This window comes from Vreelandella sp. 2A-K22, from assembly GCF_054065485.1.
Genome location: NZ_JBSUGC010000006.1, coordinates 176,899 through 199,843, shown reverse-complemented (window position 1 = coordinate 199,843; position 22,945 = coordinate 176,899). Strand labels below are relative to the sequence as shown.

General features: G+C 52.7%; 25 protein-coding genes. 16 read left to right on the top strand and 9 right to left on the bottom strand.

The window, feature by feature from the left end:
- Window positions 1–37 precede the first annotated feature (37 nt).
- Window positions 38–1,105 carry an AGE family epimerase/isomerase gene (locus ACW17M_RS10325; protein WP_457547348.1) on the bottom strand — a complete coding sequence of 356 codons (1,068 nt, stop codon included), beginning with the start codon at window positions 1,103–1,105 and terminating at the stop codon, window positions 38–40.
- On the opposite strand from ACW17M_RS10325, the gene ACW17M_RS10320 reads away from it, so the two are divergent.
- Window positions 1,089–1,517, top strand: a complete 429-nt coding sequence (locus ACW17M_RS10320; protein WP_236614955.1) for a hypothetical protein — start codon at window positions 1,089–1,091, stop codon at window positions 1,515–1,517. The two genes, ACW17M_RS10325 and ACW17M_RS10320, sit on opposite strands and share 17 nt — an antisense overlap.
- Window positions 1,518–1,689: 172 nt before the next feature.
- The gene (locus ACW17M_RS10315) at window positions 1,690–1,860 is read left to right on the top strand and encodes a hypothetical protein (protein WP_022520572.1); all 171 of its coding nucleotides are present in this window, start codon (window positions 1,690–1,692) and stop codon (window positions 1,858–1,860) included.
- A 48-nt stretch (window positions 1,861–1,908) separates the two neighbouring features.
- Here ACW17M_RS10315 and ACW17M_RS10310 read toward each other — a convergent pair whose 3' ends face one another.
- Together ACW17M_RS10310 and ilvC are read right to left on the bottom strand one after the other, a co-directional pair.
- Complete coding sequence (locus ACW17M_RS10310; protein WP_400668707.1) at window positions 1,909–3,426, bottom strand: ATP-binding cassette domain-containing protein; 1,518 nt, start codon at window positions 3,424–3,426, stop codon at window positions 1,909–1,911.
- 104 nt (window positions 3,427–3,530) lie between these two features.
- Entirely contained in the window at window positions 3,531–5,003 is a 1,473-nt protein-coding gene (ilvC, locus tag ACW17M_RS10305) for a ketol-acid reductoisomerase (RefSeq protein ID WP_457547347.1), read from the bottom strand.
- A 243-nt stretch (window positions 5,004–5,246) separates the two neighbouring features.
- Here ilvC and ilvY point away from each other — a divergent pair, with 243 nt between their 5' ends.
- Window positions 5,247–6,125, top strand: a complete 879-nt coding sequence (gene ilvY / locus ACW17M_RS10300) for an HTH-type transcriptional activator IlvY (protein WP_009287237.1) — start codon at window positions 5,247–5,249, stop codon at window positions 6,123–6,125.
- A gap of 444 nt (window positions 6,126–6,569) precedes the next feature.
- Window positions 6,570–6,815 carry a GNAT family N-acetyltransferase gene (locus ACW17M_RS10295; protein WP_414126941.1) on the top strand — a complete coding sequence of 82 codons (246 nt, stop codon included), beginning with the start codon at window positions 6,570–6,572 and terminating at the stop codon, window positions 6,813–6,815.
- On the opposite strand, the gene ACW17M_RS10290 is transcribed toward ACW17M_RS10295, so the two are convergent.
- Complete coding sequence (locus ACW17M_RS10290) at window positions 6,726–7,595, bottom strand: LysR family transcriptional regulator (RefSeq protein WP_457547346.1); 870 nt, start codon at window positions 7,593–7,595, stop codon at window positions 6,726–6,728. The two genes, ACW17M_RS10295 and ACW17M_RS10290, sit on opposite strands and share 90 nt — an antisense overlap.
- Before the next feature lie 114 nt (window positions 7,596–7,709).
- On the opposite strand from ACW17M_RS10290, the gene ACW17M_RS10285 reads away from it, so the two are divergent.
- The 5 genes from ACW17M_RS10285 (at window position 7,710) to ACW17M_RS10265 (ending at window position 11,230) form a co-directional block, all read left to right on the top strand.
- The gene (locus ACW17M_RS10285; RefSeq protein WP_035538570.1) at window positions 7,710–8,138 is read left to right on the top strand and encodes a DoxX family protein; all 429 of its coding nucleotides are present in this window, start codon (window positions 7,710–7,712) and stop codon (window positions 8,136–8,138) included.
- On the top strand, window positions 8,135–8,815 hold the full coding sequence (locus ACW17M_RS10280; protein WP_457547345.1) for a glutathione S-transferase family protein: 681 nt from the start codon (window positions 8,135–8,137) through the stop codon (window positions 8,813–8,815). Before ACW17M_RS10285 ends, ACW17M_RS10280 begins: the two co-directional genes overlap by 4 nt.
- Window positions 8,816–9,129: 314 nt before the next feature.
- Window positions 9,130–9,492 (top strand): TfoX/Sxy family protein, encoded by a 363-nt coding sequence (locus ACW17M_RS10275; protein ID WP_457547344.1) that lies wholly within the window; start codon window positions 9,130–9,132, stop codon window positions 9,490–9,492.
- Window positions 9,493–9,778: 286 nt separating this feature from the next.
- Window positions 9,779–10,543, top strand: a complete 765-nt coding sequence (locus tag ACW17M_RS10270; RefSeq protein WP_457547343.1) for an SDR family oxidoreductase — start codon at window positions 9,779–9,781, stop codon at window positions 10,541–10,543.
- 150 nt (window positions 10,544–10,693) lie between these two features.
- Window positions 10,694–11,230: a YdeI/OmpD-associated family protein gene (locus ACW17M_RS10265; protein WP_027959822.1), complete on the top strand. Its 537-nt coding sequence runs from the start codon at window positions 10,694–10,696 to the stop codon at window positions 11,228–11,230.
- Window positions 11,231–11,316: 86 nt separating this feature from the next.
- Here the strand turns inward: ACW17M_RS10265 and ACW17M_RS10260 are convergent, their stop codons facing one another.
- A complete protein-coding gene (locus ACW17M_RS10260; RefSeq protein WP_141439697.1) occupies window positions 11,317–11,985 on the bottom strand; it encodes an FMN-dependent NADH-azoreductase in 669 nt (222 codons plus the stop codon).
- A 139-nt stretch (window positions 11,986–12,124) separates the two neighbouring features.
- Here ACW17M_RS10260 and ACW17M_RS10255 point away from each other — a divergent pair, with 139 nt between their 5' ends.
- Entirely contained in the window at window positions 12,125–12,973 is an 849-nt protein-coding gene (locus ACW17M_RS10255; RefSeq protein WP_159176330.1) for a LysR family transcriptional regulator, read from the top strand.
- Between the two features lie 294 nt (window positions 12,974–13,267).
- Here ACW17M_RS10255 and ACW17M_RS10250 read toward each other — a convergent pair whose 3' ends face one another.
- On the bottom strand, window positions 13,268–14,083 hold the full coding sequence (locus ACW17M_RS10250) for an aminotransferase class IV family protein (RefSeq protein WP_457547342.1): 816 nt from the start codon (window positions 14,081–14,083) through the stop codon (window positions 13,268–13,270).
- A gap of 79 nt (window positions 14,084–14,162) precedes the next feature.
- Between ACW17M_RS10250 and ACW17M_RS10245 the strand changes: the two genes are divergently transcribed.
- Window positions 14,163–14,513, top strand: a complete 351-nt coding sequence (locus tag ACW17M_RS10245) for a MerR family transcriptional regulator (RefSeq protein WP_457547341.1) — start codon at window positions 14,163–14,165, stop codon at window positions 14,511–14,513.
- 118 nt (window positions 14,514–14,631) lie between these two features.
- Here the strand turns inward: ACW17M_RS10245 and ACW17M_RS10240 are convergent, their stop codons facing one another.
- Window positions 14,632–15,849: an MFS transporter gene (locus tag ACW17M_RS10240; protein WP_141439693.1), complete on the bottom strand. Its 1,218-nt coding sequence runs from the start codon at window positions 15,847–15,849 to the stop codon at window positions 14,632–14,634.
- A gap of 112 nt (window positions 15,850–15,961) precedes the next feature.
- Here ACW17M_RS10240 and ACW17M_RS10235 point away from each other — a divergent pair, with 112 nt between their 5' ends.
- From ACW17M_RS10235 to ACW17M_RS10220, 4 genes are all read left to right on the top strand, one after another.
- Entirely contained in the window at window positions 15,962–16,894 is a 933-nt protein-coding gene (locus tag ACW17M_RS10235; RefSeq protein WP_427768608.1) for an AraC family transcriptional regulator, read from the top strand.
- 400 nt (window positions 16,895–17,294) lie between these two features.
- Window positions 17,295–17,753: a carboxymuconolactone decarboxylase family protein gene (locus ACW17M_RS10230; RefSeq protein WP_457547340.1), complete on the top strand. Its 459-nt coding sequence runs from the start codon at window positions 17,295–17,297 to the stop codon at window positions 17,751–17,753.
- A 66-nt stretch (window positions 17,754–17,819) separates the two neighbouring features.
- Window positions 17,820–18,248 (top strand): RidA family protein, encoded by a 429-nt coding sequence (locus ACW17M_RS10225; protein ID WP_039859290.1) that lies wholly within the window; start codon window positions 17,820–17,822, stop codon window positions 18,246–18,248.
- Window positions 18,249–18,263: 15 nt separating this feature from the next.
- Window positions 18,264–19,151: a sigma-70 family RNA polymerase sigma factor gene (locus ACW17M_RS10220; protein ID WP_457547339.1), complete on the top strand. Its 888-nt coding sequence runs from the start codon at window positions 18,264–18,266 to the stop codon at window positions 19,149–19,151.
- 121 nt (window positions 19,152–19,272) lie between these two features.
- Here the strand turns inward: ACW17M_RS10220 and ACW17M_RS10215 are convergent, their stop codons facing one another.
- Together ACW17M_RS10215 and ACW17M_RS10210 are read right to left on the bottom strand one after the other, a co-directional pair.
- The gene (locus ACW17M_RS10215) at window positions 19,273–19,839 is read right to left on the bottom strand and encodes a manganese efflux pump MntP (protein ID WP_039859291.1); all 567 of its coding nucleotides are present in this window, start codon (window positions 19,837–19,839) and stop codon (window positions 19,273–19,275) included.
- 444 nt (window positions 19,840–20,283) lie between these two features.
- Window positions 20,284–21,243: an AraC family transcriptional regulator gene (locus ACW17M_RS10210; RefSeq protein ID WP_022520552.1), complete on the bottom strand. Its 960-nt coding sequence runs from the start codon at window positions 21,241–21,243 to the stop codon at window positions 20,284–20,286.
- Window positions 21,244–21,755: 512 nt separating this feature from the next.
- Here ACW17M_RS10210 and ACW17M_RS10205 point away from each other — a divergent pair.
- Window positions 21,756–22,943, top strand: coding sequence for an efflux RND transporter periplasmic adaptor subunit (locus ACW17M_RS10205; RefSeq protein WP_427768616.1), 1,188 nt, complete (start codon window positions 21,756–21,758; stop codon window positions 22,941–22,943).
- Window positions 22,944–22,945: the final 2 nt, after the last annotated feature.

Here is a 22,945-nt window from a genome sequence, read left to right as displayed (position 1 = left end):
CACCTCGGGTGAACGTTGCACTATTTATTACAACCAGTTACAACCGGTGGACGGTTAACGCTAGGTTGGGGGCTAAGGGCAACCGTGGCAGCAACGTGGACTGGTAGGCATGGTAGAGATCGGGTTTGACGTCGCCTTCGGCGGGGTCGATCTGCAACTCACCGCTGAGCTCCTGGTACCAGCCGCCCCGTTTACGATCGATAAAGAGGGTGTCGATCGCATCCCAGAGTTGCCGATACCAGTGCTCGTAGTGGGCCTCGCCGGTGCGCTGTAGGAACGCGGCCGCCGCGCCCGCCGCCTTGGCGTGGGTCCAGTGGCGTCGCCGCAGGGAGTGCGGGTTACCCTCCCAATCGACGGTATATACCAGCCCCGGGGCGCCGTCGGTATTCCAGCCGTCGCGCAGGCTGGCGTCAAATAGCGCCGCAGCGTCGGTGAACAGCCAGGCAGGAACCGTTCGGCCGCGGGATTGCAGCGATGCTTCCAGGTGCAGCATCAAACGCGACCACTCAAAGCCGTGCCCCGGCGTAGCGCCATAGGGGTAGAAGCCGTCGTCAGGGCGGTCGGCGTTGTGTTCCGGCCACTCCGACCAGTCGCCGTGAAAATGCTCGATGATGCGGTATTCCCGGGGAGTCGCGTGGCGGTGAATCAGTCGTTCGACGATGGCCAGCGCCCGATCAAGCCACAGCGGTTCGTCGCGCACATCGGCTAGCGCCAAGCACAGCTCTACGCCGTGCATGTTGCTGTTACCGCCGCGGTAGTCGCTCAGTTCGCTCCAGTCCTGACTGAAACTCTCGACGAAAGCTTGCTCATCCATCGACCAGAAGCGGGTGTCGATCACCCCAATGGCCTCTTCGAGCAGAGCAGCCGCGCCGGGAATATCGGCGTGGGTCGCAGTGGCGGCACCGAGGGCGACGAAGTGATGGATATAGCACTGCTTGGTGCGGTCGTCGCTGGTGGCGGGGTCGGCGCCGAACCAGCCGCCGTGTTGCTCGTCGTGCAGCTTACCTTCCAACGCGCGAATAGCATGCTCGGCCAGCGCGGCAGCGCCCGGCACGCCCTGTAGCGCTGCTAAGGCACAACTATGCGCCATGCGCGCGGTAAGCATGGTGTCGGCCACGGCGTCGTCGGGTATGCGCCCGTCACCATCGAGCGGTGCGAAGCCGCCGGAGTCCAGTCGCGCCTGGCGGTGGAACTCAAACAGCGCGAGCCCTTCGCGGGTCAGCCAGAAGGGTGGGTGGCGCTATCGAGCCAGCGCCGGGGCTTTTGATCGGTGTCATGGGGCTTTGTGCCGTGGTTCATTGCATCCATATCCTTATGTGATCAAGAGGGCGCTCGCCTCAGCCATTGACGATGGTGCCACCGTTGGGGTGGATCGTTTGGCCGCTGACGAAGGCGGCCTTGCTACCGGGCAGTGTCTGCGACTGGGCGTGGATCCTGAGCTTGCTAACAATATTCACCTCCGTGTGATGCGTGAAGGCACGGCAACAGGCTGCGCCTGCATCCAACGTAGACCTTGATCTATATCATCACAAGGTCGATGATCTCTTGAAGGCTATGCGCGTTGCGTCGCTCAGGTGTGCGGATCGAAAGTAACCGTTCGCTTTGAGACTGATTAGTTCCAAAACCTAACAAGCCTGTTGAGCGACATTAGTCGCCCAAGTCCTAATTATTATTTACTGGATATGTTTCATGGCGAAGAAAGTAGTTATGTTTGAATACGAGAAAGAAACCAAAAACAGCGTTCGCTATAAAGAAGTGCCTGATGAAGGAACGGCGCCTATCGTGGGCACTCTGTATGTTCAGAAATGGTTTGCTGGCGATAGCAAATCGATTGAGGTAACGATAGACAAAAAAGACTAGCTGGCTGGCCATTTTTCAGTATAGTTAATGATCTTAACTATTTGAAAATTAGTTATTTTTCTCCAGTCCTAAATAATGCTCTATGCCTGTTATCTGATCTTCCGCGTGGTGGTTGACGTAGAGCACGGTGGTTTCTGAGCCCTGGCAGATTTTCTCGATCAGGGCGAGGACCAGTTGGCGGTTTATGTCGTCCAGGCCAAGGCAAGGTTCATCTAGAATCAACAGGGGCGGATGTTTGACCATGGCGCGGGCAATGAGTAGCAGGCGCTGGTCGCCGTACGAGAGTTTGTTAAACGGCTGGTCGGCGCGGTCTTGCATGCCCAGTATTTCGAGCCATTGGTCGGCAATTTTTTTCTGGCTGTCAGTGGGCTTGGTGTACATGCCGATGCTGTCGTAGAAACCGGAAATAATCACGTTTTTGCAGCTGGTGCTAACCCGGTATTCCCACTGCAGGTTAGTGGATACATAGCCGATAAACTGTTTAATCTGCCAGATGCTTTCGCCGTTACCGCGCTGGAAACCAAACACGAAAATATCGTTGGTATAGCACTGCGGATGATCGCCGGTGATCAACGATAAAACGCAGGTTTTGCCGCTACCGTTAGGGCCGCTCAGTTGCCAATGCTGGCCCCGTTCTATCGTCCAATCGAGCTTATCGACAATCACGGTGTCGCCGTATTGGATGGTCGCTTGCGTTAGTTTTACTAATGGCTGGCTCGGGTCGAGAGCGGGTAGCTTATTGGTGGGGTCGGCCTCTGGCACGCTTAGGTCGGTGGTTTTCAAATGCAGTAATTGGTAGAGCTCATTAAAGGCGGCGTCGTCCAGACGATCTACCGTGAGCTTCAAGCGGCCTTTGTCGCTACTCTGTTTATCCCCTCTCTTTTTATTCCCACTATTGTTATCCGAACGGTCTTTATCCCCACGTTCTTTATCTAAGTAGGCCACATGGGTGATGAAGTCGGGCATTTCATCAAAGCGATTCAGCACCATGACCATGGGAACGGTGTCGATGATAGACGCTAGATGTGCTTGAAGCATGGCGAGGGTATCGACATCCAGGCCATCGAAGGGCTCGTCTAAAATAAGTAAATCAGGCTTATTGGCCAAAGCGCGAATCAACATGACTTTACGGGTTTCGCCGGTGGAAAGTTTGCGAAACGCGCGCTCGAGCAGTTTCCCTAGGCCAAACTTTTCGACCAAGGATTGGGCAAGTTCAGTGTCTTTGCAATGGTCGAAAATCATTTCACTGACGGGAGTGCCGAGTGAAATGACGTCCATAATGTCGGCGTCGTCTTTTTTCAACTCTTGGGCGATGAGCTCTGCCTGTGCTTCAAAAGAGACGATTTCCACGTTGTTGGGAAGGCCTTGAATGCTTCCGCTCTGGATGTCACCAATGCCCGCGAGCGCAGCAGCAAGGGCGGATTTACCTGCGCCATTGGGGCCAGTGATAACCCAATGCTGTTCTGGCGTAATGGTCCAATCAATCTCGCTTAGTGTGAAACGATCATCAAAGCTAACCGTCGCTTTTGATAGGCGTATATTGTCTAGGCGGGTTAACGAATCCATTACTCTCTTCCTTACGCTGTTCGAGGTACCAAAAAAGCCGAGCATATCGTGATGATATCTCGGCTTTTTTTGGCGGCTTAAACGTCTATCGGTTAATCAGGCGATTAAACGATTTTTTTCATGTCAGCCATGTAGCCGCGAAGAACCGAGCCAACGGCTTCTACGGGGTGTGAACGAAGGGCGGTGTTAACTTCGATCAGGCGTGCGTTATCAACGCCGTTGTCGTCTAGCGAAAGCCCTTTACCGATCACATCGGATTTGATGCCTTTCATAAAGTCTGCCAACAGTGGCACACAGGCGTGGTTGTAGAGGTAGCAACCGTATTCCGCCGTATCAGAGATAGTCGCGTTCATTTCGTACAATTTCTTACGCGCGATGGTGTTCGCGATGAGCGGCGTTTCGTGTAGCGACTCGTAGTAAGCCGATTCAGCGATGATGCCCGCCGCTGTCATGGTTTCGAAAGCAAGCTCAACACCGGCTTTCACCATAGCGACCATCAAAATGCCGTTGTCGAAGAACTCTTGCTCAGAGATTTCTACATCGCCAGCGGGTGTTTTCTCGAAGTTCGTCTCAGCCGTTTCTGCACGCCATTTTAGAAGGTTCGCATCATCGTTCGCCCAGTCTTCCATCATCGTTTTAGAAAAGTGACCACTCATGATGTCGTCTTGGTGCTTGTTGTACAGCGGACGCATGATGTCTTTTAACTCTTCAGAAAGATCGAACGCTTTAATCTTCGCTGGGTTAGAAAGACGATCTAGCATATTTGTCACGCCGCCGTACTTCAGCGCTTCGGTGACTGTTTCCCAGCCGTACTGGATTAGCTTAGAGGCGTAACCCGGGTCGATACCTTCTTCGACCATCTTGTCGAAGCAAAGCAGGGAGCCCGTTTGCAGCATGCCGCAAAGGATCGTTTGCTCGCCCATCAGGTCGGATTTAACTTCCGCGATGAAAGAGGACATCAGCACGCCCGCTTTATGGCCGCCAGTACCTACTGCGTAAGCTTTCGCGAGCGCAAGGCCTTCGCCTTTGGGGTCATTGTCTTCGTGAACAGCGATCAAGGTGGGAACACCGAAACCACGCACGTATTCAGCGCGAACTTCAGAGCCAGGGCACTTCGGTGCCACCATGATGACGGTTAAGTCGTCGCGAATTTTCATGCCTTCTTCTACGATGTTGAAGCCGTGAGAGTAAGACAGACAAGCGCCTTCCTTCATCAGCGGCATCACCGTTGTCACTACTGAGGTGTGCTGCTTATCAGGGGTGAGGTTCAAAACAACGTCTGCGGTTGGGATCAACTCTTCGTAAGTACCCACCACAAAACCGTTTTCAGAGGCGTTTTGCCAGGACTGGCGCTTTTGCTCAATGGCTTCAGGGCGCAGTGCATAAGAAACGTCTAAGCCGCTGTCACGTAGGTTCAAACCTTGGTTAAGGCCTTGTGCGCCACAGCCGATAACCACCATTTTTTTGCCTTTTAGCGCTTCGACGCCATCAGCAAACTCAGCGGTGTGCATGAAGCGGCATTGCGCTAGCTGAGCCAATTGCTCGCGTAGCGGTAACGTATTGAAATAGTTAGCCATCGTTAGCATCCTAATTTTATGATCAATGTGTCGGTGTAAGGTACACCGATATTAAAAAGGTGACACCGTCGCTAGGGGTAAACGCTAGCGCCATGTCAGTAAGAGCATGTGATGAGAGGTAATGTATAGAAGAGTGACTCTTTCTTAAATTGATATATTTGCAATAACACGTCCCATTTTTCGCAACTGTCGGTTAGTATTCGGACATCGCCACAAGCGCAGTCGCGGAGCGTCGGTCTTATTATGAATATTAAACTTTTAAAACAATTCCTTGCCCTGGCAGAAACGCTGCATTTCGGACGCGCCAGCGATGAGTGTCATATCAGCATTTCTGCGCTGTCGCGCAACATTCGTCATTTAGAAGACGAGCTGGGTGTACCGCTGTTTAATCGCGACAATCGAACCGTGGCATTGACTCAGGAAGGCCAGAAATTTCTTAAATACGCGCGCGATACCAGCAGCCAGTGGAACTTGATCCGCCATGAGTTAACTGACAACTCTGATCAATTAAGCGGTGAAATCAGCTTGTACGGTTCAGTCACCGCTAGCTACAGTTTTCTGTACGAGCTGCTGCGCCGCTTTCGTATCGCCTATCCTGCGATTGAAATAAAGCTGCGCACGGGGGATCCAGAACACGCGATTGCGCATGTTCTGGATGGTAAAGAAGACCTCAGCATCGCGGCACGCCCCGCAAACTTACCTCGCGGGTTAGCATTCAAGCCCATTGCCACGTCGCCTTTGTTATTTATCGCACCACTTGAGCAGCAAGTGCCAAATATTCCCACGACCTCGCCAACCGCACCCGGAGAGTGGGCGAATATCCCGATGATTTTATCTGAAAGCGGTGTCTCAAGAACTCGTGTGGACGAATGGTTTCGCCAACGCGATATTGCCCCGCGCATTTATGCACAGGTCACGGGCAATGAGGCGATTGTAAGTATGGTGAGCTTGGGATTCGGCATTGGCGTAGTGCCAAAAATTGTGCTCGATAACAGCCCATTGAAGGATCGTATTCGGGTGCTTGATGTGAAGCCTGAGCTGGAACCCTACGATATTGGCTTGTTTACGTTAAAGAAAAACTTAAAAAACCCGCTGGTCGATGCATTTTGGAGCTTGATGTAGGCCTGTAAGCCTGGATTCATAGAATAACCCCCTATAAATCGATTCACTATAGGCTTGAAGATGGCCGAGCGGTTGAGGTGCAATTTATAGAAACACAGCATGGCGTTTAGCTCATAGAAACGTTTGAAGTTGAAGATGAAAATTCAGCGGATCTGCAAAAGCAGAGTTGGCTCGGTATTCTTAACAATTTTAAGAAGCACGTTGAGAGCAAAAGCAATTAACAATGGGGCTCGCCCTTGAGCGGCTGCTCCAAACAGAATGGCCCGGATATTATGGCGTAGGTAGCCCCGGTAATGCGCGCCGAGCTCTTGTGGCGTATTCAAACCGCAATCAATTGCCTGTCGGCCTCGTGGCATTTGTCGGCTCGGAACCTTGCGGTGTTGTAGCGCTTAAGTCAGAGTCCATCACAACACACAGACATCTTTCGCCGTGGGTGAGTGGGGTATGGTCGCACCGCAGTACCGGCGCCACGGTATTGGTGCCTGTATGGCCTCTGCCCTTGAGAAGGTAGCCCGCAACCTCGATTTCAAGGCCATCAATATCGATCCCCGGCGTCATCCTGCCCAACGCCGCTTCGGCCCTCTTCACTTTTCCGCGAGATTACAGACGATGGTCTCCGGCAAAGTCGTCTGCCAGGTGGCGCATCACCAGCTTGATGCGTTCCACCTGGCGCAGATCCGGGTGAGTTAGCAGCCACAGGTTCGATGTCTTGCCTGGCGGTAAAGCGAATAGGGCTTCCAGTTCTGGTCTCTGCTGATCGTTCGGCAACAGGGCCAGGCCGTGGCCACTCTGGGCTAGTGAAGACATAGCCACCAGGTCGTCGCTGCGCGCCGACACACACTTCGCCAAATTGCGTTCCACCCAGACGAAAGCCGGTAAGTGCTGCATACCACCGCTGGCACCGATTAGACGATGATGCTGTAAAGCGTCCAAGTCGTCCGGAAAGCCGTATTTTTCCCTGTAGGCCGCACTGCCGTAAACACTCCAACCTATAGACCGCACTTGTCGGCCAACTAGATGCTCTGGCGGCGCATCGGTAACGCGAACTGCAATGTCCGCTTGCCGACTGTTCATATTGACCTCGAGATTACTGACCAACAATTCGACCTTGATATCCGGATAGCTCCGATTGAAGTCGGCTAGATAATCCGGCAGGTACCTGTACGCGAGATTGTTGGGCGCGGTGATCCGTACTTTACCCTTCGGCTGCACGTCGCGACCCGCAATGTGACGCTCCATATCGTTGAAGGCGCCATCGACGCGATTGGCGATATCTCTCAGTTCCTCCCCCAGGGGTGTCAGCGCATAGCCGCCGGACTGGCGTTCGAACAGACGGGAGCCCAGATCCTTCTCGAGGGCGTTCAACCGGCGAAACACGGTCGAATGGTTCACACCCAGCGCCCGAGCCGCGCCAGCCAGAGACCCCGCCTGTTCGATGGCGAGAAAGATCTTCAGTGCATTCCAGTCCATCAGGGTTTCCCCAGTGTTTGCAAAAATGCAATTTTAACTTGCTGGTATCGCGAATTCCATTCGCCAGATGCAAGAGCGATATTGAACCCGAAACCAATGCCAAGGAGAACGCAGATGTTAGACAGATTAACCCCCCAACTGGCCGCCCTGATACTGCGACTATCACTCGGGTTGGTGCTTCTGGCTCACAGCCTCTATCTGAAAATGGTGGTCTTCACTCTGCCCGGTACCGCCGAATTCTTTGACAGTGTCGGCCTGCCTGGCCTGCTGGCGTACGGGGTATTCCTGATCGAAGTCCTGGCCGGAACAGGCCTCATCGCAGGCTGGCACAGCCGGGTATGGGCATTAGCGGTAATACCCGTCTTGTTGGGCGCTACCTGGGTACATGCCGGCAATGGCTGGCTTTTTACCAATACCGGAGGTGGCTGGGAGTACCCGTTGTTCCTGACCGCCATGGCCGTGGTTCAGCTGTGTCTGGGCGACGGACAATATGCGCTCAACGCCCGACAATCTTTTGTTCACCACAAGGAGCCTCACCAATGAGCCCAGAATTCGAACTCATCGCCCATGTACTTTGCCCCTATGTACAACGCTCGGTCATTGTGCTGCATGAGAAACAAATTCCTTACCGTCGCACGGACATCGACCTGGTCGACAAGCCGGATTGGTTCCGGCAAATTTCCCCGCTGGGAAAGGTACCGGTACTGGTGGTCGGAGCACGGCAGTCCTTGTTCGAGTCTGCTGTGATCTGCGAATACCTGAATGAGGTCACTCCGGGCTCACTGCATCCGGAAGATCCATTGGAGCGTGCCGATCATCGCGCCTGGATCGAATTCGGATCCGGCCTGCTGAGCAGCATCGCTCAACTCTATAACGCCCCGACACAGGAGAGGTTCAGTGCCGCGCTCGCGATGTTACGGAAGGGGCTTTTACAACTGGATGAACGGTTGGGCAATGGCCCCTATTTTTCCGGACATAACTTTCGGATCATCGATGCCGTTTATGGCCCGATTTTCAGGTATTTTGACGTATTTGATTCGGTGATAGGGCTGGATTTGTCTCGGGAAGCGGGGAACGTTCAGCGCTGGCGAGGCCATCTGCGATCTCGCGAGTCTATCCGGCAGGCTGTCACCGTTGACTACCCTGAGCGCCTGTTGGCCTATATTCAGAACCGGGGAAGCTATATGTCCACGCTGGTAACAGGCGTGGCTCATGAGTGATTGGGAACTTGCCAGGTCTTATGACTATATTGAGGATGCCGGACACTTGATTATTGAAGAGACGCCTGATGAATTGGTAAAGGAAATTCTGGATTTCACTCAGGCTTAGAAATACGCTGTTAAGAAAAATTTATTTCAAATTTCTAGTGACTGGAAAATTGATGAAAAATTATTAAGAGATCTAGTAATAGCTCGGCTTGCTGAGCTGGAATGATTTTGACTCAACTTTCGTTTAAAGCGAAGTCAGTCCATTCCAGTCTTAATATTCCATACAATGCTGCTATGCAGTACGGCTGAAATCGGATTTTAGGATAATGAAAGCTACCAGCGAATTTATCGCAAACCTCAGCGACGTATTTGCGCTATTTGGTGCAATAGAAACTAAGCGCATGTTTGGAGGATATGGCGTTTATCGCGATGGTCTTATGTTTGCGCTCGTCGCCGATGATGTTCTTTACCTCAAAGCGGATGAAAGTTCGGTAGGCTCCTTTATCGAATTGGGCATGGAGCAGTTTGAATACGAGAAGAGGGGTAAAAGGGTGAAAATGGCTTATTACGCTGCACCCGAGGAAATCTTTGAAAATCCAGTTCATGCCCGGGAATGGGCCGATCGTGCTTATGAAACTGCATTGCGGGCGAAACGCCTGAAGGGTAAGGCCAGAGTCAAGAGAAAGTAAATAGGTAATTATATCTCTATCAAAGAGTAGAATAGACTAAACATCTGCCCAAATTTTCGTTGTAATGGCCCATATAAGCCGACACCTTTTATTTACATCGTGGACTTATTCCGGAGCAGTATAAGCAACGGCTCGCTGCGCCATAACAGGACTCCGATGTAATCAGCATCTGCGTACCCGCGTAATATAGCAAGTTTCGGGTCGGCGCTGGGTAAACGACCTCTTATGATCTTCGCTGTTGGTGGAGGGTTGTTCCTTTTTTTGAACAGTGATGGAGGTCACAAAGATGAAAGCACTCGAAAATAAAGTCGCCATTGTTACTGGTGCTAGCGCAGGCATTGGAAGAGCGACTGCCCGGCTTTTCGCTAAGGAGGGGGCTACTGTAGTGGTAGCGGCCAGAAGAGAGTCAGAGCTGGATGCGTTGGTCGACGCTATAAAAGAGGAGGGTGGCCAAGCGTTAGCGGTTGCTGGCGACGTAGGTGATGAGTCTTTCGCCAGAAAGCTCGTTGACGAGACGCTCGCGAGGTTTGGTCAATTGGATGCGGCATTTAACAACGCAGGCATTTTAGGTGCGATGGGGCCGGTGCCCGAGATGTCATTGGCCGATTGGAATCAGGTGACCACGACCAATTTAACGAGCGCTTTTCTGGCTGCTAAGTATCAACTGCCGGCCATGCTAACGAGTGGTGGTGGTTCGTTAATTTTCACCTCAACATTTGTCGGCTATAGCGCAGGAATGCCAGGCATGGCTGCTTATGCGGCCAGTAAAGCGGGATTAATCGGACTGACGCAAGTACTCGCTTGTGAATATGGCTCTGATAACATTCGGGTGAATGCGTTACTACCGGGAGGTACGGATACTGCTGCAGCCAGGGAGTTTGCCAACACTCCCGAAGCGTTAGCGTTCGTAGCCAGCCTGCATGCAATGAAGCGGACGGCAAAGCCTGAAGAAATTGCTCAATCCGCACTCTACCTGGCTTCAGATGCATCCAGCTTTACGACCGGAACGGCACTGTTGGCAGATGGCGGAGTATCAATAAATCGCGTCTGAAGATAGGCCTCACTCTGACTATAATCAGAGTGAGGAGGCCATGAGCTATGCAGCAGCACCATGTCACAGGCAGCCCGCTTTGGAGGAGGGGTTGCCCCTTTTGATTGGAGTGCTGTTAATTGCCACATTAAAAATAGGACACAAAGAGCTATGACATCTCAGTTTAAAGCAACGCTTCTTCGTCCGGCCAAGCAGGATAGCGATAATTCATGGGCTTTTGTCGTGCTGCCCAAAAGCGTGAGTGAGAAGCTCCCACGGCGAGGCAGGACAACGGTCGAGGGCACCCTCAATACTTATGCCTTCCAGGCTACTCTTGAACCGGACGGCCAATTGAGCCATTGGTTGCGGGTAAGTAAAGAGCTGCTTGAGTCGGCAGGCGTTAACAGTGGCGACGATGTCACCTTTGAGATTACGCCCGTAGAGCAGGAGCCTGAACCCGAGGTGCCCGCTGATTTGCAGGATGCCCTTGCAGAGTCTCCAGAAGCTCAAGCCGTTTGGAGCGATACCACGACGATTGCTCGCCTGGACTGGATTCATTGGATTACGTCCGCCAAGCAGTCCAAGACCCGAGCGAAGCGGATTCTCGATGCTTGCGACATGCTTGCTTCTGGAAAGCGCCGCGTTTGCTGCTTCGATCCATCTGGCTATTACAGTAAAGCGTTTAGCCCACCTAAAACGGCAGGTTAGCGTTGCAGCCTCTGTATTGCTGTTCAAGATTAATAGCTTTTAAGCAGGGCAGCGCATATTGCACTGCCCTGCTACTGCTTAAGGATTTATGCTTTGCTAGCCAAATCAGTCGCTAGTAATCCTGCATTTTTAAGCGCATTAGCAACTGATTCCTGATGCCTTTCGTCCCCAAATTCTTGGTACTCTGACGTTATTTCATAAAATGACTCGACACCCAAGTATCTGCCCAATGTTTTAATATGTGGCCCGAGGTGATTCATATGCTCACGTTCACCTCCTGGCCCAAACCCAAATTCTCCGCATGAGGTCACTAAAATAAGTGTTTTTCCAGACAAAAGTGGCTCTATAGGATGGTCGCCACGAGTCAAGTCAAAGCTAAATGTTTTATTTATACGCATTACCTGATCGAACCATGCTTTAAGAGGGGCGGGCATGCCGTAGTTATACATAGGTGAAGATATTAAAATGACATCCGCTTGAGATAACTCGTTAAATAGCTGATCTGATAAAGCCAGTTTTTCGCGCTGCTCAGAACTTTTTCGGTCATCCGGAGTAAACACAGCGCCTATCCAGTCTTGGTCAATGAAAGCTGGTGGATTTAAGCCAATATCACGATAAATGTAATTATCTGTACTTTTAGCAGACCTCCATTTATCAACAAACTGCATAGCAATGCGCTTTGATATTGAGTTGTGGTCGGGGTTTGGGTTGGACGTCTTGCGTACGCTGGCGTCTATATGAAGTAATGTGTGCATAGTGGGCTCGACTGATAGTGATGTGGAGTGGCTATGCTGCCTTTTTGCCAATACTGCGACAAATGAATAAACTGGCTCGATAGATGAGTAAAACTTACCTATTGAGAAACGAGATTGAGTCCAAAATGGGGGGCTGGCGGTGAAGGCTTCATTGCAAGCGATTAAGGTGTTTGAAGCAGCAGCTCGACTGGGGAGCTTTAAAGATGCCGCTGAGGAGCTGTCGATAACGCCAGCAGGTGTGTCGCACCACATCAGCAACCTTGAGAGTAGGTTGGGAGTGCGGCTGTTTAACCGAAAAAACCGGAAAGTGATATTAACTTCAGAGGGGCACCAGCTCGCTGAGGCAACAACAGCAGGTCTGCAGAAAATTCAGACTGCGCTAGATAATATAAAGTCAGGGGCATCACGACTGAATGTTGATACCACTTCATCCTTTGCTGCCCTGGTGTTAATTCCGTTATTACATGATTTCAATAAAATCTATCAAAATATTGATGTTGAAATATCAACAGGTGAAGTGGTGGCATCTAAAATTAATGCCCTCTCTATCCGTTTGGGAGACGTAACCCGTGTTGATGAGTCAAGCTTATTGAAAAAAGAACGTTTTAACGTATATGGAGACTCTTCTTTTATCAACTCTATCACAGCGGATAAGCCTCCTATTGTCTACCTGACTAAATGGAAGAATAGTAAATTACCGGACTCACCTTGGGAAAGCTGGTTAATGGAAAATGGGGAGTCTCTTCCAAACTTTGAAATAAGATATTTTGATCAGGAGCTCTATGGCGTGTATGAAGCTATTGCTGGGAAAGGGCTGGTGTTTTGTTCAGAGACTCTGGTTTCTGACTTTGTGAAAGCTAACACATTGCAGCCAATGTCGTATCAAGGCGTTGATTCAATGCTGTGTTACTACATCCCGACCCAAAGTTGGCAGCATAGCGCCAAAATGCAGGCCTTTGTCGATTGGCTTAAGTCTAAAATTAATTAAATTTCACATTGTGTTTGCTAAATCTACCCTTATAAGAGTGAGTAAGGCATGGCAATTCAACACATACAAGCGAGCCTACATGCAGGCCCTTGAAAGCCTTTTGTTAAATAAAGGTGCGCTTACCAGCATTGAGCGAGCAACTGGTCTGTTGATTGCAACGTTTGAACGGAAAGGCCGTGTTCACTCTTGTGGTGGCGGGGGCAATGTGCAGTGCTCTTTGCCGAAGAGCTTGCTGAGACAACGCTGGGAAATCGATGGTGTTGTCTCAGATTCCGCGCTATATGGAAAGACCCCCTACAACACACTGTTGGGCTCAGCTTGGTAGGCTTTATGAAACAGACTGATGAACGGGGTTATTTCTGCAAAAGCAGTGGTAGCAATGGCAGTGACTGCGATCCCAGGTGTCCATGAATTCATCACCGCGGCACCGGACAGTTCCTGAAGACGCTCAATGGTGATCTCCTCATGGCGCTGGGCAATACCGAGGCGGTTTAGTTGGCGTTGAACAATACCCATCATGGTGCCCTGCAATATCGTTGCCTGTGGCCAGATAACCGTCTCACCGTCCCAGAAGGCAAGGTTCCAGATGGTTGCCTCGCTCAATCGCCCATGGCGGTCGACAAAGGCTGCATCGTCGAAGCCCTGGCGCAGAGCTTGATGTAGATAGTAGGTTTTGCCCGCCTCACCAACGTGCTTGATAGAAGCCAGAGGTCGCTCGTGATCTACCCTACTCAGCCTCAACGGCCCTTTAGGGACATTAGCCGGTGCGCTGCTACGGACGAGCACGTCTGGCTCTGCATCCATGCTGGCCGCGGTGAATTCACCGTGGCTGGAGAAGAGAGTAACCGTTAATGACTGGTCTTTCGGGCCTTCATCAATAGCTGTTCTGATGTAGGAGATTAGCTGCTCTTCGGGAAGCATCTTTCCAAAAAACTCTTTTGACGCTTTCTGCAGACGGGCAAGATGAAGATCTAGCCCTTTGATCTCTCGATCTCGTACCTGCATGGCCGTGAAATGGGCAAACCCTGCAAAGGCCAGGGGTATCAGCTCTGAAAGAGTGGCTGGCTGCCCATTAATATGGGCCTGAAAATTGCTGGCGTTAGTGGACATAGCAGTGACTCCTGATTGAACTTGCAGTGAAGAATCACTACCCTAAACCCTCACAGCGCTGTAAGAGTCAATAGAGCGAATGAAAATAGGTGAACTGGCTAAACGCACCGGAGCGAGCATTCGCATGCTGCGCTACTATGAAGCGGAAGGTTTGCTTAAGCCAACGCGCGCCACCAATGGGTACCGTCATTACGGGCAGGGTGAGATCCGCACTGTCGAGCGGATCAAGCTGCTCGGTTCAGCAGGCATGACTCTGGCAACCATTAAGCAATTCCTACCGTGTGTGAGAGGGGAGGGCCCAGTCTTCGAGCCCTGTGACGAACTACGCAATGTTTTGCACGAACAAATTGAGCTTGCCGACCAGAAAGCAGCCAAACTGGCCCAAAGCCGTGCCATTCTGGAGAGTTTCCTGTGCGATATTGAACGGTGATGAACCGTGGGTAACGGGAACTGCAAGAGGCATGTAACGCTTGAATCACCGCATTTCCGCTGGGTGGTCTAGTCAACTGAGGAGCCGGGAAGTTTCACTGCTCCCGGCTCTCTTGCTATCAGGCCGGGCTTTGTGAGCGTGGCCCAAATGACAGCACAAGCAGGGTTCCCAGGGTGGTAGTGATCAGGGCTAATAGGGGCCCACCTAAAGCGCCGAGGTAATCCACTAGTATGCCGCCGCCTATAGCACCGCTGGCGATAGCAACCTGAAAAGCGGCAACTATCAAGCCCCCCGCAGCTTCAACCTGATCAGGTGCGGCACGAACTATCCAGGTTTGAAATCCGATGGGAAATGCGCCGAAAGCAAACCCCCACAGTGCGATAGATACAGCAGTAACGCTGGCCAGACTACCCGCGAACAGTAGCGTAATGGTGATCGCAATAATGAGTGCTCCACCAAACATAATGGCGTTGCGCTCGCTACGCTCAGCAATAAATGCACCGGCGAAATTGCCAAAAAAACCACCAATACCAAAGCCGAGCAGTACCGCAGAGATTGCACTGACGGATAATTGCGCCACCTCTTCAAGGAGCGGTCGTATGTAGGTAAATCCGGCAAAATGGCCTGAAATCATCAGCACTACGGCTAACAGCACAACGCGAACCTGCGTGCGTTGAAGCAGTTGGAAGAGAGTGCGCAGGCTTGGGTTATCTTTTGGCGGCATAGCGGGAATGGTGAAAAGCTGAGTCACGAGCGTTATCAAACTAAGGAAACCAGCGGCAATAAACGCACTTCTCCACCCCCAGAGACCACCGATATAGGCGCCCAAAGGCGCTGCACAAACGGTAGCGACAGACACGCCGGTCAAAACAATAGACATGGCGCGTGCAAACAGATTATCGGGCACCATGCGCATTGCCAGGGCAGCGGCCATCGACCAGAACCCTCCCAAGGCAATTCCCAGCAGTACTCGAGCAAAAATTAAAACAAAAAAGCTATTCGCCGTTGCCGCCAAAGCGTTGGAAACGACAAGCAGCAGCGTTAAAAAAAGCAGCACAAACCTACGATCAAAATTGCGGGTCAGAAGTGGGATTGTTAGCGCGGCAAGCGCAGCTACTGCAGCAGTAGCCGTGACCGCTTGGCCCGCGGCGCCAACGGAGATGTTGAGATCCGCTGCCATGGCCGTCAGCAGGCTGGCCGGTAAAAATTCAGCAGTCACCAAACCAAAAACCCCCAGCGCGAGGCTGACAATGCCCATCCAGTTGGCTGAGGTAGGTTCAGCGGTGGGTGTTGCCGTTAGTAATGACGGGCTGGCGGAGCAAGTAGTGTCGTTCATTGCAGGCCTACTAAAGTGTTAGTTGAAGCTGCAGTGTAAAATTAAGGGTTTGGCTTTTCTATGATATAAAATCCGTAAAGAATGACTATTTGTCCAAACCGGGTTCATTAATATGCGCGACACCTTAACTGAAATTCTGCTCGGCCTGCGCCTTGAGGGCGTGGAGTATGGGCGCTGCCTGCTGCGCGCCCCTTGGGCCGTCGCAACCTCTGCCCAGCCAGCAGCACTTTTTCTTTTTGTGGCTCAAGGCGGGTGTTGGTTGCGTACCGAGACAACCGAGTGGACATACCTGAACGCTGGCGATGCGGTGCTCTTTCCGCGTGGAGCGTCCTACGTAATGGCCAGCTCGCAGGACGTGCCTGCAGTGGATAAGGCTACGTTGGCTCGTAGGCCGGTCTCCGAGAATATTTATCTGGTGAACAGTGAGTCAAAAGAGAGTGATATTGAGCCGGATGTGCTTTTTTGTGGCGCCATGCACTTCAATCTCGACCCGCTACACCCTCTGATTGCGATAATGCCTGACATGATGCGCGCTAGCGATTTGGCTAAACGTGATCCCTCGGTACCTGCCTTATTGGAGGCAATGGAGCGAGAAATTAGCCTGGATCGAATCGGTGCCTGCGGCATACTTGCCCGTTTGGCCGATGTGCTGGCCGCCACTATTATTCGTGCTTGGATTGAGTGTGCCTGCAGCGACTCTAGCGGCTGGATTGCAGCCGTGCGCTGCCCACAGCTCGGCAAGGTGCTGGCAGCCATCCATACGCAGCCGGAGCGCGATTGGTCAGTCGCCGAGTTAGCGGATGTCATGGGGGCTTCGCGCTCAAGCTTTAACGATAAGTTCAGCCGGATGTTAGGGGTGACTCCCGCCAAGTATGTGGCGCGGGTAAAGATGTTTCAGGCTCGACAGTGGATAGCGCGGGACAATATGCGCATCGCCGTGGCCGCGAACCGGCTTGGCTATGACTCTGAAGCCTCATTCAGTCGCGCGTTCAAACGCATTATTGGACACCCGCCGAGTGAGGCACGTGAAGCAGAGACTATGTAATGGTTAAAGTTTTGCTTCAACGCCCGATGAAGTTGCTGAACGACTTCCCAGAGGGAACTTGAGCAATTACAGTCTGCGTTTACGCAAGGTATGAATATGGCCGCCGCAGTAAGTGGCGCCACCCTTTTGGCGCTTGCGTTGATATCAGCCGTTACTCTACGGCATGTGAAAGCCGTTGGAAAAGAGAGTGATTGAGTGGCCCACAGGGTAGGGGAGATAGCGATAAGTATCCGAAATGCCCTGGCCACTAGCCAATGCTTTGGCGTACTCCTCGTCTCCCAGGCGTTTTATTTTCTAAATTATTTCTCACCATGTCACAAACATTAAGGCTGTTCCGTCTACCTCTGTAGAACGACCGGTGGATAGCTTTCCACTCCATATAAAACAGAGGAGCAAGACAATGGAAACACGCCTGAACGCCTTTAAAGCCTCTCCAGAGGGCATTACCGCGATGACTAAGCTAGAGGAGTACGTTCGCCACTGTGGACTGGAATTTAGTCTGATTGAGCTAGTTAAAACACGCGCCTCTCAGATCAATGGCTGTGCATTTTGCCTGCATATGCACACCAGCGATGCCCGCGCAGCGGGTGAGAGCGAGGCACGCCTTTACCTGCTGTCTGCCTGGCGCGAGTCCACTCTCTATACGCCACGGGAACGGGCGGCGTTGGCCTGGACCGAGGCGTTGACAAGGTTGGCTGGCACTGGCGCACCAACGAAGGATTACGAGCAGGGCCTAGCGAATTTTACCGAGAAAGAGTTCGTTGACCTTACCTTACTGATTGGAGCGATTAACGTCTGGAACCGCATTAGTGTGGGGTTTCGTTCGCTTCATCCGAATGAAACCCAAAGCCGTCAGTAATCAGAGCTGAGGGTTAGTGGTATGTTTTGTTGCATCATAAAACGCTTTAAATGGGGAATTATCGCTATGGCGCTGAACACAGCTCACGCAGGTGGAGTGACAACAACCATCGTCAATTCTGATGAACTTTATGATCCTGCACCTAACGGCTATAGCCACGCGGTGGTTGCCAGCGGAGGCAGCCGGGTTGCCTACATTGCCGGTCAGGGAGGCGAAAATGCCCAGGGAGTACTGCCTGAGTCGTTTGCGGATCAAGTTGCCCAAGCTTATCGCAACCTTAGAACTGTGTTGCAAGAACTTGATGCGAGCCCGCAACAGGTTACTCGTATTAACACCTATGTCGTCAATTATGATCCTTCGATGTTGGAGGTTATGACCCGCTATGTGAAGGAGACCTTTGGCGATGCGCTGCCTGCGCAAACACTTGTGCCGGTACCGCGGTTAGCGCTGGATGGTATGTTGTTTGAAGTTGACGCGACCGCCGTTCTTGAGTAGCGGGAGTCAGGCACCATGACGGAACAATTCGCGCGCCAGTTTAATCACTGGCGCCGTTATCTGACCGGTATCGCCTATCGAATGCTGGGTTCGGTGAGCGAAGCGGAGGATGTGGTACAGGATGCCTACCTGCGCTGGCATGATGCTGACCACCTTTCGGTGAACGATGTGCGTGCCTATCTGACCACCGTCACCAGCCGGCTTTGTCTTGACCGCCTTAGGGTCGCTCATCGACAACGTGAGGTTTATGTGGGCCCCTGGTTGCCTGAACCGCTGGTGGAAACGCTGGATACTCCGGTAGACCCCGAGGCGCTAGCCAGCGATGTCTCTTTCGCCCTGATGCTGGCGCTGGAGCGACTGTCGCCTATGGAACGGGCTGCGTTCCTACTGCACGATGTGTTCGGTCTGGATTTTGGTCAGGTCGCCATCAGCCTCGAACGTAGTGAAACAAGCTGTCGCCAACTTGCCAGCCGGGCTCGAAAAAAGGTGCGGGCCGCACGCCCGCGCTATCAGGTGGCGGCTGGAGAGCACAGCCAACTGACCCAACGCTTCTTTGAAGCAGCACGCAGTGGCGATGTCACCGAATTGAAGGCTTTGTTGAGCGGCAGCGCGACGCTGCATGCCGATGGAGGCGGCAAGAGAGTTGCTGTACGCAGACTCATTATCGGCGCAGATAAAATAAGCCGGTTCTTTGCAGGCTTGGCCCACAAGTCGACGTCATCCAACCCTTGCTGGGTAAGTCATGTAATTGTCAATGGGCTTCCGGGGTGGTTAACGATCGAACACGATGGGCTACCTCAGGTCATGACGCTGGAGGTCGTGGATAGTCGTATCCAGGCACTTTACGTTGTGCGTAATCCGGATAAATTACGCCACTTGGCTGACCAGCTACCGCAGCTTTAGTCTTTAGTTAAGTAAATAGATTTTTCTCAAGCTTTTCTTTTACGGCAGCTTCATGTGTAAAAGCTCAATCGCTTAAGAAGGACTTTCAGGTTTAAAAAAGGTCAAGGTTATAAATTGCTGGTTAAGCATTAAAAAAAGCTGTGTGCTCGGCCAATATTGCTAAGCCAATTCCGATTAGCACAATACCGCCGATAAGTTCTGCCCAGTGACCGACGAACTTGCCAAGCTTATTGCCCAGAAAAGTGCCTACAGAGGCCATTACCGTAGTAGCGAGGCCGATAGCTAGGCTGGTGGCGATGATATTGGCATCGATAAAGGCGAGGCTGGCGCCCACAGCCATGGCATCAATGCTGGTAGCAGTGGCGGTCAACACCAATAACCAGAGCGTCTGTTTGCGGTGCTCTATCTTGTCTTCCTTTTTGAGCCCGGCATGCATCATGTGAAGGCCGATAAGCGTCAGCAGGGTAAAGGCCACCCAGTGATCCCAGGCTTGCACATACTGCTGAGATGCCTTGCCCGCTACCCAGCCGAGTACCGGGGTAATGGCTTCGATCACACCAAAGACCAGGCCAATCCCGATGGCGTGACGATACCGTGGCTTTTGCAGCTCGGCGCCTTTGCTGATGGAGGCGGCGAAGGCATCCGCCGACATGGATACGGCCAGAAACAGCAGGGTAATCGGTGTCATGGAGTGTGAACTCGCTCGCTGGAAAAGTACCGCGCACATTTACCCAGTGGCAGAGTAGTAATACTATGCTTGAGTGTAAAAGTCGGGTATTCAATAGCGATGAATCCTACCACGATTTATTAAACAAACAAGACAGAGTCTTAAAAATAAAGTTTGTAATAGTGAACTAATATAGCCTTGGCTAACAATGTGTGTGTTAGCTGATTTTGTTTGCTTTTAATATACTTTTTGCGGCTTGTGCGAAAGATGTGAACCTATTGTGTTCGTCATGTTTAATGACGTTTTGATGTGCTTTTAAGGTTAAAGATTTATAGTTATCTATAGCGTTATTGTTGTTGGTGATTTAGTTGAAATGATTCAAGATTAAGTGGTTTGAAGTTATAAAAGACTAAATAGCCGTTTATCAGAAACATCGGGAAAACCAGAAGCCGATCACACTGGAAGTCATGCAGTCTGCGGTGCTGTTCCCGCTGCCCGCAGTTGAATGACATCTGCCCGGGGTGGCGCGCCGAACATGCGGCTGTATTCGCGGCTAAAGTGGGAAGGGCTTTCATAACCTACCCGGTAGCTGGCGGTAGCCGCCTCGAGCCCTTCGGCCAGCATGAGTCGTCGGGCCTCGTGCAGGCGAAGTTTCTTCTGGTACTGCAGGGGCGACATGCGTGTGACTTGCCGGAAGCTATGGTAAAGCGTCGATTCACTCATGTTGGCGGTTGCTGCCAGTTCACGGATCTTGAGCGGTTGCGTGTAGCGCTCTTTAAGCGCATAGATGACCCGCGCAATCCGGTTGGCCTGGGAGTCGGAGGCGGCAAACCGGCGCATGTGAGGCCCCATGGCACCCATGAGTGCCCGATAGATCAACTCCCGACGGGCCAAGGGGGAAAGCACCTTGATGTCTTCCGGGGAGTCGAGCAGGCTCAACAATCGATAAAGTGCACCCTGCATGCGTGCATCCATGGGGGCCGATTTTAATCCGCAGTCCGTCTCGGAGCAGATAGTATCATTTCCCGCGGGCGGCGCTGTGTCGCCCAGTTCCAGTATCAGTCCTGCTACCTCCTGGGGATCCACCGAGACTTTTACCGCCAAGTAGGGCTTTTCCGGGGTGGCATGGTCAATCCTGCCTACCACCGGTAGGTAAACGGCGCTACCCATGTAGCTGGGCCCGGTGTAGACGATCTCCTTGTCACCTAGTAGCACGGTCTTGCTGCCTTGAATGACAAAACACAGGCACGGCTCGTATACCGCACAGTGAAAGCTGGTAGGGGCGTCAGCGCGCACCAGTTGCACTTCGGCAATCGCCGTATCCTGAAGCTCTTCAAGTGGGCTCCAGCGACGGGCAACACTGATTAACTGTTGCGACAGGTTGTCGCTGAGCTGGACAATCTGCTCAGGCAAGATAGTGGTCAATGGCTTTCCTCCCTATTAGTTCGCAGTATATGCCTTCGATTTATAAATCGTAGGCTTTTTCATTTGATTCTGCAGGATCAGGCAAGTACCCCGTAGAAATCGACAACCCGCATCAGCTGTCACCTGACCGTCATACTGTGCAAGTCCGAAAATCGTTCGTTTGTTTGATTGGGCCTGCTTATTGGGCCGCTCTCTGCCCGTGACAGAAACAGGCAAGCTTTCCGCAGGAACACGATACCTCCCTCGCGCTCGTACCGCCTATTGTAGGTAGCGTCTGATGGGCGCTAAGCCCGCAGCCTGGTGCTGCGGGCTTGCCTGTCCTCCGTATGACCAGAGCGTCTTTCAAGAACGCTGCCGATCTGAGGCGAGGCGCCCCCTCACGGTGGAAGCCGCAGGGCAATGTCGAAATGGATCGTGCTGAACCGACTAATTAAATGCCAACCGCCAACGCGGTGAGGCGTTATATAACGAATGCTGCTATCGGCGTCCGATAGCCACTGGAGCAAGTAATCATGGGAAGTCTGTCTCTAAGAACCCGCTTTGCAAGCAGCCGGGCGATATTCCTGTTCCTGCTGCTGATGGCCTTGCTTACCGGCTGTGAAGCCAAGAGTGAGGAGGCGGCTTCTGCATCGCCCCCGCCACCCCCAGAAGTCGAGGTGGCAGAAGTGACCGCTCAGCCGGTGGTGTTGAGTGAGTCATTCACCGGGCGGGTGGAAGCGGCTGAAACGGTTGAATTAAGGTCGCGAGTCAGCGGCTATATCCAGGAAGTTGCCTTCGAGGAGGGAGAGCTGGTAGAGCTGGGAGATCTGCTGTTCTTGATCGATCCACGCCCATACCAGGCCCGTGTTAACGCCGCCCAAGCGGATCTTGCCCAGGCCAGGAGCCAGCAGGCTCAGGCTGGCAGTGAAGCTGAACGCGCCCGGGTGTTGCTGGGGCGTCAGGCCATTTCCCAGGAAGTGCATGACCAGCGTCAATCGGCCCTGAGTAACGCTCGTGCCATGGTCGATGCCGCCGAGGCAGCGTTGCAGACCGCCGAGCTTGACCTTGAATACACCCGCATTACAGCACCGGTCAGTGGCCGCGTCGGTCGGGCGATGGTCACTCGCGGTAACCTGGCCAGCGCCGACCAGAGCCTGCTGACCACGCTGGTGAGCATCGATCCGATACACGTCTACTTCGAGGCCGACGAGCAGGCCGCGTTTGCCAGCCAGACACTTCTCACCGGTGAAGCATCGAACAACCTGAATATCGAGCTGGGCGGCGACCCGCAGCGCCAGTACAAAGGCACCCTGGACTTTATCGACAACCGCTTGAACCCCAACACCGGTACCCTGCAATTCAGGGCAGTGCTGGACAACCCGGATGGCCGCATTCGGCCCGGGGAGTTTGCGCGGGTCGAAATGCCGGTCGCGCGGTTGGACCAAGCGTTGCTGGTGGATGGCAAGGCGGTCCTGACCGACCAGGATCGCCGCTACGTCTACGTGGTGGATGAGAACAACCTCGCCCAGCGTCGCCAGGTCGACACAGGGCGCCGGGTGGATGAACGCACGGTCATCAGCGAAGGGCTTGCTGCCGGCGACCGGGTGATCGTCAACGGGGTGCAAAAAGTCTTCATGCCGGGTATGGAAGTGAGCCCCCAAACGGTGCCCGCCGCCCCGGCTGCTGACGCCCAACCCGCCATTGCTGCCAGGGAGGACTAGAC

What these genes read in the sequence shown, in the direction of transcription:
- ACW17M_RS10280 (WP_457547345.1), top strand. Translation starts at nt 8,135, where the DNA reads ATGAGCCCAGAATTCGAACTCATCGCCCATGTACTTTGCCCCTATGTA.
- ACW17M_RS10315 (WP_022520572.1), top strand. Translation starts at nt 1,690, where the DNA reads ATGGCGAAGAAAGTAGTTATGTTTGAATACGAGAAAGAAACCAAAAAC.
- ACW17M_RS10260 (WP_141439697.1), bottom strand. Translation starts at nt 11,985, where the DNA reads ATGCACACATTACTTCATATAGACGCCAGCGTACGCAAGACGTCCAAC.
- ACW17M_RS10215 (WP_039859291.1), bottom strand. Translation starts at nt 19,839, where the DNA reads ATGACACCGATTACCCTGCTGTTTCTGGCCGTATCCATGTCGGCGGAT.
- ACW17M_RS10290 (WP_457547346.1), bottom strand. Translation starts at nt 7,595, where the DNA reads ATGGACTGGAATGCACTGAAGATCTTTCTCGCCATCGAACAGGCGGGG.
- ACW17M_RS10240 (WP_141439693.1), bottom strand. Translation starts at nt 15,849, where the DNA reads ATGAACGACACTACTTGCTCCGCCAGCCCGTCATTACTAACGGCAACA.
- ilvC (WP_457547347.1), bottom strand. Translation starts at nt 5,003, where the DNA reads ATGGCTAACTATTTCAATACGTTACCGCTACGCGAGCAATTGGCTCAG.
- ACW17M_RS10220 (WP_457547339.1), top strand. Translation starts at nt 18,264, where the DNA reads ATGACGGAACAATTCGCGCGCCAGTTTAATCACTGGCGCCGTTATCTG.
- ACW17M_RS10325 (WP_457547348.1), bottom strand. Translation starts at nt 1,105, where the DNA reads ATGCTTACCGCGCGCATGGCGCATAGTTGTGCCTTAGCAGCGCTACAG.
- ACW17M_RS10235 (WP_427768608.1), top strand. Translation starts at nt 15,962, where the DNA reads ATGCGCGACACCTTAACTGAAATTCTGCTCGGCCTGCGCCTTGAGGGC.
- ACW17M_RS10250 (WP_457547342.1), bottom strand. Translation starts at nt 14,083, where the DNA reads ATGTCCACTAACGCCAGCAATTTTCAGGCCCATATTAATGGGCAGCCA.
- ilvY (WP_009287237.1), top strand. Translation starts at nt 5,247, where the DNA reads ATGAATATTAAACTTTTAAAACAATTCCTTGCCCTGGCAGAAACGCTG.
- ACW17M_RS10310 (WP_400668707.1), bottom strand. Translation starts at nt 3,426, where the DNA reads ATGGATTCGTTAACCCGCCTAGACAATATACGCCTATCAAAAGCGACG.
- ACW17M_RS10205 (WP_427768616.1), top strand. Translation starts at nt 21,756, where the DNA reads ATGGGAAGTCTGTCTCTAAGAACCCGCTTTGCAAGCAGCCGGGCGATA.
- ACW17M_RS10230 (WP_457547340.1), top strand. Translation starts at nt 17,295, where the DNA reads ATGGAAACACGCCTGAACGCCTTTAAAGCCTCTCCAGAGGGCATTACC.
- ACW17M_RS10245 (WP_457547341.1), top strand. Translation starts at nt 14,163, where the DNA reads ATGAAAATAGGTGAACTGGCTAAACGCACCGGAGCGAGCATTCGCATG.
- ACW17M_RS10320 (WP_236614955.1), top strand. Translation starts at nt 1,089, where the DNA reads ATGCGCGCGGTAAGCATGGTGTCGGCCACGGCGTCGTCGGGTATGCGC.
- ACW17M_RS10275 (WP_457547344.1), top strand. Translation starts at nt 9,130, where the DNA reads ATGAAAGCTACCAGCGAATTTATCGCAAACCTCAGCGACGTATTTGCG.
- ACW17M_RS10285 (WP_035538570.1), top strand. Translation starts at nt 7,710, where the DNA reads ATGTTAGACAGATTAACCCCCCAACTGGCCGCCCTGATACTGCGACTA.
- ACW17M_RS10270 (WP_457547343.1), top strand. Translation starts at nt 9,779, where the DNA reads ATGAAAGCACTCGAAAATAAAGTCGCCATTGTTACTGGTGCTAGCGCA.
- ACW17M_RS10265 (WP_027959822.1), top strand. Translation starts at nt 10,694, where the DNA reads ATGACATCTCAGTTTAAAGCAACGCTTCTTCGTCCGGCCAAGCAGGAT.
- ACW17M_RS10225 (WP_039859290.1), top strand. Translation starts at nt 17,820, where the DNA reads ATGGCGCTGAACACAGCTCACGCAGGTGGAGTGACAACAACCATCGTC.
- ACW17M_RS10295 (WP_414126941.1), top strand. Translation starts at nt 6,570, where the DNA reads ATGGTCGCACCGCAGTACCGGCGCCACGGTATTGGTGCCTGTATGGCC.